The organism is Mesorhizobium sp. M8A.F.Ca.ET.021.01.1.1 (genome assembly GCF_003998025.1).
GTDB lineage: Bacteria > Pseudomonadota > Alphaproteobacteria > Rhizobiales > Rhizobiaceae > Mesorhizobium.
Genome location: NZ_RZSJ01000138.1, coordinates 1 through 11866, shown reverse-complemented (window position 1 = coordinate 11866; position 11866 = coordinate 1). Strand labels below are relative to the sequence as shown.

The 11866-nt window shown below is 60.9% G+C and carries 8 protein-coding genes and 3 pseudogenes; 3 read left to right on the top strand and 8 right to left on the bottom strand.

Annotated elements, in window-relative coordinates; genetic code table 11:
• The 3 genes from EOA36_RS38800 to EOA36_RS13535 form a co-directional block, all read right to left on the bottom strand.
• Positions 1–178 (bottom strand): hypothetical protein (locus EOA36_RS38800; RefSeq protein WP_281040055.1); only part of this gene is annotated, 178 nt, incomplete at its 3' end.
• Complete coding sequence (locus EOA36_RS38795) at positions 147–1058, bottom strand: shikimate kinase (RefSeq protein ID WP_245454709.1); 912 nt, start codon at positions 1056–1058, stop codon at positions 147–149. The genes EOA36_RS38795 and EOA36_RS38800, both read right to left, overlap by 32 nt.
• Entirely contained in the window at positions 1039–3510 is a 2472-nt protein-coding gene (locus EOA36_RS13535; protein ID WP_245464344.1) for a hypothetical protein, read from the bottom strand. Before EOA36_RS13535 ends, EOA36_RS38795 begins: the two co-directional genes overlap by 20 nt.
• 422 nt (positions 3511–3932) lie before the next feature.
• Between EOA36_RS13535 and EOA36_RS13530 the strand changes: the two genes are divergently transcribed.
• On the top strand, positions 3933–6515 hold the full coding sequence (locus EOA36_RS13530) for an EAL domain-containing protein (protein ID WP_126057614.1): 2583 nt from the start codon (positions 3933–3935) through the stop codon (positions 6513–6515).
• A 314-nt stretch (positions 6516–6829) separates the two neighbouring features.
• Here the strand turns inward: EOA36_RS13530 and EOA36_RS13525 are convergent.
• Positions 6830–7342 (bottom strand): annotated as a pseudogene (locus EOA36_RS13525) (transposase); the annotation flags it as partial.
• A 122-nt stretch (positions 7343–7464) separates the two neighbouring features.
• Here EOA36_RS13525 and EOA36_RS13520 point away from each other — a divergent pair.
• On the top strand, positions 7465–7677 hold the full coding sequence (locus EOA36_RS13520) for a hypothetical protein (RefSeq protein ID WP_126057615.1): 213 nt from the start codon (positions 7465–7467) through the stop codon (positions 7675–7677).
• Positions 7577–7859: pseudogene (locus EOA36_RS13515) on the top strand (transposase); the annotation flags it as partial. The gene EOA36_RS13520 and the pseudogene EOA36_RS13515, both read left to right, overlap by 101 nt.
• Before the next feature lie 298 nt (positions 7860–8157).
• On the opposite strand, the pseudogene EOA36_RS13510 reads toward EOA36_RS13515, so the two are convergent.
• The 4 genes and pseudogenes from EOA36_RS13510 to EOA36_RS13490 form a co-directional block, all read right to left on the bottom strand.
• A pseudogene (locus tag EOA36_RS13510) lies at positions 8158–8940 on the bottom strand (sensor histidine kinase); the annotation flags it as partial.
• Between the two features lie 29 nt (positions 8941–8969).
• On the bottom strand, positions 8970–9602 hold the full coding sequence (locus EOA36_RS13505; RefSeq protein WP_126057616.1) for an Hsp20/alpha crystallin family protein: 633 nt from the start codon (positions 9600–9602) through the stop codon (positions 8970–8972).
• A gap of 531 nt (positions 9603–10133) precedes the next feature.
• Positions 10134–10358: a DUF982 domain-containing protein gene (locus EOA36_RS13500; protein ID WP_245454712.1), complete on the bottom strand. Its 225-nt coding sequence runs from the start codon at positions 10356–10358 to the stop codon at positions 10134–10136.
• Between the two features lie 627 nt (positions 10359–10985).
• The gene (locus tag EOA36_RS13490) at positions 10986–11801 is read right to left on the bottom strand and encodes a hydroxymethylpyrimidine/phosphomethylpyrimidine kinase (protein WP_126057617.1); all 816 of its coding nucleotides are present in this window, start codon (positions 11799–11801) and stop codon (positions 10986–10988) included.
• Positions 11802–11866: the final 65 nt, after the last annotated feature.

Below are 11866 nucleotides of genomic sequence, written 5' to 3'. Positions count from 1 at the left end.
GAGCGGCTTCTCTGTCGCTGCACAGGAAAGCGTAGAGTTCCTTCACGCAAATGCGGGCGTCCTTCTTGTCTTTTTGAAAGGGCGGGACGAGGGGCAACCTGATATCGGCCTTTTGGTAGAACGGACTGCGCTCTTCGTACAGCTGGTCAACCTTCTGCTCGATGTCGGCGCCTTGCAGCAGCGGCCGGCTGGTGTCCCTCTCGAGGCGCCTGCGGAGCTCTTTCAGCTCGGGTGTCGAGCCAGATCGACCTCGCCTTATTAAGAATCAGGGCTTGATTGGACTCCTTGCCAAAGCAGCCGCCGCCGGTTGCGATGACAATGGGGCCTCTCTCCAGCTGCTTGGCGAGCTCTTTGGTCTCCAGGTCCCTGAAGTGCGCCTCGCCACGGCCAGGGTCGGCGAACATCTCCATCAGATTGCCGTGATCGGCGACGATATGCTTATCGATGTCGACAAACTCCACCCCCAACTCCTTGGCAAGCTGGGCGCCGATGGTCGACTTGCCGCTCGCCGGCATGCCGACGAGCACGACCGGCCGCGTACCGAGGGCCGCGAGGATCTCGCCGGCTTGCGGCGAGCGAGCGACCGCAATCTGTTGTCTTGCGACGATGGGCGACCTGGAGGTCCCTGCCGCCCTCGACCTGCTTTCTCCTGACGAGTCCCAGTGTAATATCTCCCAGGCACCACGGGGAATGGGGACTAGCTGTGAGCTCTGCGCGCGGTGCGCGAGCTCGGCCCGATAACTGGCCGGCGTAGGGAACTCGACCTCGAAGCGATAGTTCTGCGCGGTTCTGAACGCCGTGTGAACGCCGCGTAACCGCGGCCTGTCCATCCTGATGACCCAGTTGGTGGTCTCGACCTCGCTGCAGTCCCGCTCCTCGAAGGCCAGTGCCGCCTTCCTGAAGGCGCGCGTAAAAGCCTCGTCCGGGATCTCGAAGACATGGCGCACGGCATTGGTGACCAGTTGGGCCTCCGGCGCCGTGCTCACGCTCTGGCCGGTCAACTCGTCGGCTATCCAGACCTGCCCGCCCGACCGTTGGTCAAGATGCGGCACCTTCACCTCGATGCCGTCCTGCCGCAAAAGCTCGGCAACCGCATGCACAATTTTTGGTAATCGCGCTTTCTTGCGCTTCGGCGGGGGCGGCTTCGAGCCTGGCCCGCTCAAGGGCCTGTTCGCTGCTCAGCGTTATCGTGCTGGCGCGGTCGTCTTCGGCCGAGATTGCTAAGGCGCTGAGCAGAATGCGCTTTTCGACGGCGAGTCTGATCGAGGCCTCCATGACCGATGCCGCCAGCGTGGGGTTGTCCTTCAGATCCGCCAGGCTGCCATCGACGTCGAACCGGCCCTGGTGGAGCTTTGCCGCCTGCGCCTTGACATATGGCGCCGACTTGAAGCCCGGCCTCTGCTCCAAGAGCCGCTGCAATTCGGTGGTTTTTTGCATGAACACCCGCGCACCGGTATCGGACTTGTAGGCGTCAGTGCCGACCTTGATGCCGACGCTCAACAGATTGATGGCGCTTTCATGCAGCTTGACTTCCGACTGCTCATGAGCCGGCTCGCTATTGAGCTGCAGGTTCCAGTCCTGGAGCTCGGCCACTAACAACGCGGCCAGTTCGCAGGCCACCGGATGCCTGGCGGCCTTGCTGTCTTCCCTCGCCCTGGCGATGAGCTCATGGAGGGCCTGGCCATCCGGCCGATCTTCCTGCAACAGTGCGCGGATGTCGGCCTTGAGCTCATTATGAATGCCCTCGTAGGTGCCGAAGATGGCACGCTCGGCAAACCAGCGTTGCGCCTCCAGCGGCTGCGCCAGCACGTTGCGCTGCAGGCAGCTGTAGGTCTCCAGCACCAGCCCGGTGGCCGACAGGATCTGCTTGGACCGGGTGAACTGGTAGCCGCTTTTCTCAATGGCCGGCGTGTGCGACTTCGGCGGCTTCATCGAGGCGATGCCGCGCGCCTGCAGCTGCGCGTCGAACTGGCGCACATGCTCGTAAAGGCGAGGCTGGTCGCCAATGATGACGACGGTGTCGCCATCAAAATCGCCGTCGAGCATTTTTTGTTCGACGCTTGGAACCGCAACCAAAGAGCCGGGCGCGAACACCTCCGTCGCCTGCAGGATGCCGACGCACTCGAGCGCGGTGTCGGCCTTGACCCGGTCCTTTTCCTCCAGCCAGTACGAATGGCACTTTACGTCCTCGGCAGACATCACGACCCCGCGCTCGGCGAAGTCCGCCGGCCACATTTCGTCGGGCACAACGATCAAGATGCCTTTGGCAAAGAAGGTCGGATCGTCGGCGGCAAGCCCAGCCCCCGACCTGTGCGCGAAGTTGAAGCTATATTGGAAGGCCACGCACCCATCCAGGAACGCCGCGGTCCGGTCGCCATCGCGCGCCGACCTGACCCGGTCGGCGGCGAACGGGCGCAGGTTGGGCTTGTCATAGGGGGAGCGTCCGACAAGCACGCCAGCGTCACGGGTCAAGGTCTTGCTCTTGCCCGTCGGCACATGCAGGCATTCGTCGCTGGACGGCACGGCGATAGCGCTCGAACCCTCGATATGCCCGCCCGTGACCGTCCGGAACAGCTCCTCGGCGGTGAGGCTTTGATGGGTTTCGAGCCAAGCCTGAGCCTTCTCGCGGGTCTCCTGTGCTACCTCGACGCTACGCGGATAATGTTGCAGCGCCGAGGGCGGTACCGCCGATTGCCTTTTATCGGCATAGGCAGGCATCCGCTCGGGAGCGTCGTGGCGAGCCCGGGCAATGGACGGCATGCGCTCGGCCAGTGAGGCCCTAATGAAGCCGCAGCCGTCATGCGGCCGCAAGGCGATCTCGCCGTCTCGCCCCTCGAACCGGAAGGGATGCACTGCGCCTGCGGGATGGTCGGGCAGAAGGGACAGCTTGAAGCACCCTTCCAGCGCATAATCATGGGGGCCAATGTCGGGGATGCCCGGCGGCGCGGCAAATCCGCGGCGCTGGGTATAGTAATAGGCTTCCTTGAACGGCGCCCAGGCCCGCGACAGCTGCTCAAAGGCCGTACCCGGAGCCGTCTCGGCATAGGGGATCGCCAAAAGCTTGCCGCTTGGGGCCTCTGCGGCCGTGAAAGGCAGGTGAGAGGCAAGCTGGTTCAGGCTCTTTTGCGGCGGCTTCAGTTTGCTGCCGCCGAACAGGTCCATGCGGTAGGGCACGCCCTCCACGGTGAACGTGCGTGTCAGCATGGCTCCAGTCGGAGTTCCCTTTAGCTGCACCGCCACCACCTTCACCGCGCCCGAGGTCAAGCGGTGGAAAATGGAATAGCGCAACTCGGCTTCGCTGGCCAGCGGCCGGCCTTGCATGTCGACCACCGGCAGCCGCATCAGTCCGGCATCGCCTTGCGGCGGTCTCGGCTCGTGGTCCATGGCCTGAAGGACCCGATGGACATCGAAGCTGGAGGCTGCATGCTGGGCCTGGATCATCGATGCGTTCTGCGCCATGAAGGTGTCGAGCGCTTCGAGCGGCTCCTTCGCCTCGATCTCGGCGATCACGCTCGAGTTCGCGCACCGCCTCGGCGCGCGCCGCGGCGCTCCTTCCTCGGCTGATGAACACTGCCGATCATAGATTCGACTGCCAGCCTCAAAGCCCCATCGTCGTGCATAATATGGGCTGGCCTCGCTACATTCGAAGGGGATCGAAGGCCGATCCCACGGTGCGGTGAAAGAAGCTGCAAGCGGCTTCCAAGACTAGGTGCGAGCACCTCGATCTCATTGTAGGCCCGTCATCGGATCATATGGAAATCGGTGAGCTTCATCCGCCGGCCTTTTACAACGTGGTTTGGTCGATCCTCTAGGGGATTACGCAGTCTTAAGCCAGCATTAATACCTTAGACGCGACACTAGGAATACTTTTACTATTCGCTAAAGCTCGATGCTATTTGACGAGGACTGGTCTTGCGTTTGCAGTTTTCTAGATGAGAGGGCTAAAGGACATTAGCGTCGGGACCAAGCTCTCGTTGGGCTTTGGGCTGGCGCTGCTGTGCGTCGTGGCCGTGGGAGTATTTGGGGTCGCGCAACTGCGATCACTCAACAAGGTCACGAGCGAGATCACCAGCGTTTGGTTGCCCCAGGTCCAGATCGTCGGCGAGATGAAGCGCAACCTCGCGGAACACCAGCTCTATGCGACGTTGCGCGTGCGCACTGCCGAGGCTGCGCAGATAGCCGGCATTGAGAAGGAGATGGCGAGGGAAAGCGACGAAATACTGCAAGGTCGGCGCGCCTATCGCCGGAGTGCCGGATCGCTGGCCGAGCAGCAGCTGTTCGACCAGTTCGTCAACCTATGGACGGCCTACGAAGATTCCCTGACATCGATTTTCCCGCTCCTCGAAACAGGAGGGCGAACAATGGCTGTCAAGGAGTTCGAGACGGTATCGCTCCCGACCGTTGCCGCCGCCACGCAGCGATTGGACGACCTGCTGGCCCTCACCAACGAGCGCAGCACGGCCGCGGCGGTGATGGCGGACAGGACCTACACCGTTGCGCAAAGATTGACTTGGCTGGCAGTTCTTTTTGCCGCCGGGTGTCTTGGTGGGCTTGTCGCCTGGATACGCCACAATGTCAGCAAGCCGATCCTCGCCGTGACCGAGGCGATGCGTTGCTTGGCGCAGGGCGAGCGCCGTTCGAGTCTCATTGCGCTGAAAAGGGATCGGCAGGACGAGGTTGGAGTGCTGTTCTCGGCCTTTGCCGGCTACCGGGCCAGCCTGGAGCGCAGCGATGCCTTGGCCCGAGAAGCCGAGCTGGAGCGGCAGCAATTGGCCGCGGCCGCCGCCAATATGCCCGTAGGGCTTTGCATGTTCGATGCGGAGAGGCGGCTGGTTCTGTGCAACCAAAGCTACGCCGATCTCTACCATGTGCCGGAGCCCCTGACTCGTCCCGGCACGCCGTGGATCGATTTGATGCGGTTCCGGATCGCGGCGGGCCTCTATGCCGGCCATGACCCGGAAAAGTATGTGCAGCAGCTGACGGAGACCATCGATCGCGCAGAGCGGACGGTGAGCCTGGTGGAACTCAGGGACGGACGCACCATCGACCTCATCCATCAGCCACTGCCGGGCGGCGGGTGGCTTGCCACTCACCATGACGTGACCGACTTGCGGCGGAGCGAAGCCAAGATTTCATACATGGCGCGCCACGACGGACTTACCGAGCTTCCAAATCGCATATTGTTCCGCGAACGCGCCGAGGAGGCTTTGGTCGAGATGCGGCGTGATGGTAGCAAGATTGCTTTCCACTGCCTCGATCTCGATCATTTCAAGATGGTCAACGACACGCTGGGGCACCCGGTTGGCGACGCCTTGCTGAAGGAGGTCGCCGCCAGACTGAAACAGGTGGCCCGTGAAGGCGACACCGTGGCAAGGCTCGGCGGCGATGAGTTCGTGATCATTCAAACCGCGGTTGATCAGCCGGTCGAGGCGACAGCTCTTGCCCAACGGGTCATTGATGGGCTGAGCGCACCTTATGTCGTCGATGGCCACGGGGTTATGATCAGCGCCAGCATCGGCATCTCGATCGCGCCGGACGATGGCATTGACGCCGACCAACTTCTCAAGACCGGCGACATGGCGCTCTACCGGGCGAAGGCGGAAGGCCGCGGAACCTACAGGTTCTTCGAACCGGAAATGGATGCGCGCATGCAGGCGCGGCGGTTTCTCGAACTCGACCTGCGCGAAGCGGTGGTGCGGCAGCAGTTCGAAATCTACTACCAACCGCTCCTCAATCTCGACCGCGGCGAGGTCAGCTGCTTCGAGGCGCTGCTGCGCTGGCATCACCCGACGCGCGGCATCGTATCCCCGGGAGAATTCATCCCGCTGGCCGAGGACATCGGCCTCATCGTCCCGATCGGTGAATGGGTTATCAAGCAAGCCTGTCTCGACGCGGCAAGCTGGCCCGGTAGCATCAAGGTCGCCGTCAATCTGTGCCCGGCGCAATTTCGCAACGCGCGCTTGCTCTCCACCATCGTCGAGGCATTGGATATCTCGGGACTGCCCCCCAGCCGGCTTGAGCTTGAGATCACCGAGACAGTGCTGCTGGCCAACAGCCAGGCGACTCTCTCGATGCTGCAACATATCCACATGCTCGGCGTTCATATCGCGATGGACGACTTCGGAACCGGATATTCGAGCTTGAGCTATCTGCGCTCGTTCCCATTCGACAAGATCAAGATCGATCAATCCTTCATCACGGACGCCGGAGATATCGACAGTTCCGTCGCCATCATTCGAGCGGTCACGAGCCTCGGCAACAGCCTCGGGATGCAGACCACCGCCGAGGGCGTCGAGACCGTGGAGCAGCTGGAACGGGTCCGAAGAGAAGGCTGCACCGAGGCGCAGGGCTTCCTGCTCAGCCGCCCGCTGCCCGCGCGGGACATCCCCGCGATGCTGGAGCGGACCCGCGCCGTGGTGGCGGGCGAGATCATTGAGACCGAACCCGAAACGTCAGGCGAGCGAGACACGGACAAGCCGGGCAGGCGTCGCAGTAGGGCGTCTGTCCCCGCCTAACCGGGATGCAAGCGAAAAACAGTGCCAACGAACATGAGTTTGCCGGCCTAGTTCAGGCCGCCACTCGGATCATGTCGATAGCGGGTGTGTAGGTCGGCGCGGCTCGAAATTAGGTGTGCTGAGCGCCGGTCAAAGTGGGATTAGCTTGTCATATCGATTATGGGATCCAGGTTGAACCCGACTTGCAGGACTCTGCTCGTAACCGAGCAGATCAACCTCACATTCGGTCGCTGCTCTTCACGGCTGCACCAACATCCCGCCTACGGCCGCTGGGCTCGGGCGACGAGACCATTCTGAGTGAGCGGCGTTTTATATACCCGTTCGGTCGTCAGTACCTTGCGTTCACGACAGATACGCCGGCGATCCTCCTGCTCCGGTGTTGGCTCTTTGACCATTGCACATATGCGCGGTTCGCCTCGCTTGAAGGCAAGGAGAGACGAGCGTTTCACCATCGATCTTATCGGTTTTGGCTCGGCGACTGCGACGAGACACTGCGATAGAAGCGGGATCAACGACGTAGCTCTCGATCCCCGCCTTGCTCAGAACCCGATGGATCAGGAGCCATCGAGCCCGGCTTCCTGGATAGCGACGACGGGGAAGTCTGGCCCCATGCGTGCTCTTGCCTTCTCTCGCACGCTATCGAAGCGACGGAACAAGGCGGATAAATCACCACTGGGGACACTGTGTTTCGACAACTTCTCGCCGCCACCTGGCGACAACGACGAGATCAGCCAGGTTGAACGGCTGAGCTCCAGCGATACGAAGATTGCGCCCAGACCAGTCCGGATAGCAGTCAGAGTTTCGGATCGGTCGGCCACTACATGCATGGTGTTCCTCCGCGGGGTGTTTGTTAGCAGCGTCACTCTGCCAGAGCACGCGCCGCTATCCATCCGTCGCCATGGGATCTGGTGATTGTTCATGTCGCCGATTCCCGCGAAGGAACGCCACCATGACCAAGATTGAAAGTAAGACCGCCAGCGCTGCCGTCAAAGACATTCTGCTTTCAGACCCGGACGGACTTCACGAAATGATCCGTGCGGTGATGCAGGAGGTGCTCGAGGCCGAGATGGACGACGGTGGAGGAGACCATCGAGCGCACGCTGACCTTCTTTTGCCTGCCGCGCCAGCATCACAAGCATCTCAAGAGCACCAACATGCTTGAACGGCTCAATGAGGAAATCCGCCGGCGCACCTATGTCGTGCGCATCTTCCCCAACGCCGAAAGCTGCCTGCGCCTCGTCAGGGCGCCGGCTGTCGAAACCAACGAAAACTGGATGGAGGCCCTACATCAACATTGACGACCTGCGCGAGCACAAGAAGCTCGCTCTACGCCAAGCCGCATGACCAGCATCGTGGCCGCCCCATTTTGCAGAACTTGACGCACACAACCGCCACTTCGAGTTTACCGACCGCACCGAGTCATCCACGCAAAGACCTGCGCAGCGTCAGCTTCAGAGCTTGGTCCCACCGGCTGAACGCCAAAAAAGCGGATCTTGGCCATCGGAAGCGCCCTCAACCGACTGAGAGGTTTCGGCTTATGCGATGCGACTGGCAGTCCTGCGCTCCGGGGACAAGGCCGTGGCGGCAGAAGATCCCCTGGACATCAGGCGATGTCCGGAAGGCAGCATCGTAGTAACGGTTTTTACGCCGCTCGCGGCACGCGCGAGGTGAACGTCGCCCGGGTGACCGACACGCTGGTGCCGTCAATATCGCTGATAATCTCCACCCTGGCCTCCAGTTGTTTCACCAGTGCTTCGACGATGGCTGTTCCAAGTCCGGTAGCCGGTACGTCGTTGGCGATCTTGCCGACGCCATTGTCCGAAACCGTCAGTTTCCAGTCACTGCCCGCGGTCTCGTAGCTCACCTGGATGCGAGCGCCGGTTCTCTTCTTGGGGAAAGCATATTTGATGGCGTTGAGCACGAGTTCGGTGACAATTAGTCCCAGACTGACTGCCCTTTGCGAATCTATCCTGCCGCCTTCGGCCATTACGGTGACCGTGATCGGCTGGGCTTCGCCGACCATCGACGAGGCGAGGCTGCTGCACAATTTCGGTAGGTAAGAGCCGACATCGATCTCGTCGACGCCGGCGGAGGTGTGGAGATGGCGTTGCACCTCGGCCACGGACAGAACGCGCTGATGGGCGTCCTTGAGATGCTGGCGCGTCTCTTCCGACGTCACCGAGCGTGCCTTCAGCAACAGGATCGAGGCAATGATCTGCAGGCTGTTGGCAACCCGATGCTCCATCTCGCGCAGCAGGACGTCTTTCTGCCGAAGCAGGTCTTCGGTGCGACCGAGCAGTTCTTCCTTCTCCCGCTCGATGATACGACGGGCCGTTATGTCATTGAAGGCGAGAAGGATGGTGATGGCCGAACTATGGTCGTAAAGCACCTTGCGGGCATTGAGCAGCATGGTGCGACGGCCGATCCGCGTTCCTGAGCCATGCTTGCCTCCCTCTATCCCTTGATCTGGATCTTCTTCGGCCGATCCGCCTCCGGCCGGTGCAACTCGACTTCGAGCAGCCCGTTGGCGAAACGCGCCTCGACCCGTTCCGGGTCGACGCGGAATGGCAATTGCACTGTCCGGGAGAAGGTCCCATAGGCGCGCTCACGGCGGTGCCAGACGGATTTCTCGTCCTCCGTTCGAGGCTCGCGCGTTCCCTTCAATGTCAGAATGTTCTCGCGCACCGTGAGGCCGATTTCGTCAGGTGATATCCCCGGCAGTTCCGCGGCCACCGCCACGCTGTCCTCGCCAGTCCAAAGATTGATCGGCGGAAACTCCTGAGCGGCGCTGGCGGTCAGCCCGGCCAAACGCTGGTTTACTTCCTGTTGCATGCGCCGCATTTCCACAAACGGATCGAACCCGATGCGGCCGAAATCCGACAAAAGCATGTACATCCTCCTATGATTCACGACCTTGCATGATTGCCACGCGCGACACGTGCGTGCGCACCGGAAGCGGAATCGATCGATGGCAACAGGAGGGGCGATCAGCACAGAGACCGAGCGGCCCGATCGCGCAACCTCGCAGAATGCGAGAAAGAGGGGTTCGGGCAGACGCCGGAACACATCCTCCTTGCGAAGCGACATGAACCGAACTCGATCCACCGTAGGGCCGGACCGTCATTCCCGTGCCAGGACCCGATAGCGGCATCCGGCTTTATCATTAGGTGGCCCCAAATGGCCTTTCACGAGGTGATCTTTGACATTCCACCAGTCACCTCTTCGGCAACAGCGGGGTCCCTTCGAATCCGTAGCCACGTTGCCTCTAGTCGCTGATTTGGCTTCCCTTTGCGCAACTGTCGGGATCGACGAAGCGTCCCGAATTGCACCGCGGTTCGATCAACTGATCGCAGGCGACGCGCCGCATCGTCATGGTAGCTGACGAATGAATCGGCATGACACGTCGCAGTGACCGAGACATCAAGCCAGCACCTATGTCGGCTTGCCGCAAGTCAAAAGAATCCAGCCCTGCGTGCCGCGTTCGCTGACCTTCGCCAGTGACGCCATTTGCATTTCGGCCGGACAGATGGGCACAGACATGTGCAATTCCCGCATCGCCCATTATTGGAACTCACAAGGCGGCGTTCTTTCCGTCTTGGCGAGCAGCGGGCCAACGCGTTACCGGCGGTGATCTTCCTGCAGCTTTAAATCAGTCGCCACCAACGACGAAATCAGATTTGGCCAGCACGCCGGCAATCCTGGCAAATCCCACAATGCTTGCCGCGCCTGCTCGGGTGTCATCTGTCCGGCGATCGCTGCGTTGCTGCTTCTCACCGCGCAACTGAATACCGGTCCCCGACGCGCTTTTGGCCACTGATTCAGGAATACGAGCGCTTCGCGCACTGTGTTGATGTCGTGACGACGTCGTTGGTCTTAACCTGGACCGGCGATAGGAAAGCCAGACCGGTTATTCTTACCTCCCTGCGATCGCACGCTGGATCTTTCATTCGGTGGTTGGTTGCGTGACAGGTTTCGAACGTTAGGTCTTGTTTTCTCTGGAAGATCGGGCTGTACGACATAATCCAAATGTTGCGACGCAGCGAAGGCTTCTGCTGGTTCCCGAGTTGAAAAAGCCAGTTGCACCTGGATGAGTGTGTCGCCGCCACCCAATAGCCCATCAGATGTTCAATGGCAGGCGGCGTCCGACGCTCGAACAGCAAGCGCCACGGCCGGCGGGTAGCCGATGCCACAGCTTTGGAGCTGCCCCGGATACTATTATAAGACCGATTGACGCGGGGCTCGACGCGTTTGCGGCAAATAAGCTCGAGTGTGGACAGAGATGTGACGTTCTATTGAGTCGCTGACCCAATCGGTAGCGACCTGGTGATCCACGCAACCAATTCCGGTCGTTTCTGTCACTAAGAACTCGATATTCGCTATTTGCACCTCGAAAGTCGCATAATTGGCAGTGAGAAACTCAACGCGTTGTGAGGATGGCATAGAGAAGCAGTAGCCCCTTCTCTAGTCTCGCTACGGGAAAAATTCTGGAAAATGGGTCTGCTTGGCTGGACGCAGAACGCTGTGGTTATTCAGCCGGCATTTCTGAAGCCTCTCCAAGACAAACAGCTTGCCTTCGCGCACGCTGTCTTCGAGCGGCTTCGGCTTCGCCAGATGCGCCGCAATCGCGCTGGCCAGCATGCAACCTGTCCCGCGCATCGATGTGGCAAGGCGCGGTGCATCGAAGCGGATGGGTTCGTGCCCGGAGCGTAACAGAATATCGGTCGACCGGGTTCCCGACGCATGCCCACCCTTGATCAGCAGGGCTTGAGGGCCGGCGGCCAGCAGTCTTTTTCCTTGTTGGAGCGCTCCGTCCTCATCCACTGCCAGTTCGGAGCCACTAAGGAGCGCCAGTTCAGGGAGGTTGGGCGTGACAATGCAGCAAAGCGGCATAAGATCGCGCTTCATGGCAGCGATAGCGCCTGCTTGCAGAAGTGCGCGGCCTGAGGTGGAGGCCAGCACAGGGTCGAGTACTGCGGGGACATGCGGAAATTTGCGCAGCACTGCGGCAACGGCAACAATGATCTTGGCAGTCGCCAGCATGCCGATCTTGATTGTGGCCACGTCGTTGGCCTGCAGCGCGGCGCACATCTGATTGGCCACCAGGCTAGGTGGCGAATAATAGATTTCGATCACGGCGTCATGCGTTTGCACCGTTAGCGCTGTGACGGCGAGACAGGTGCGCACGCCAATGGCAGAGATCGTCTCGATATCGCGTGCAATTCCAGCACCGCCACTGGAGTCCGATCCACCGACGACAAGCACATGTGGTTCTCGCCTCAGCGCCATTGGTCCGTCTTTTCGATCCATTCTCGCGTGCGCGCCTCGGGGTCGTCGTTGAGCGTGATGTCGGT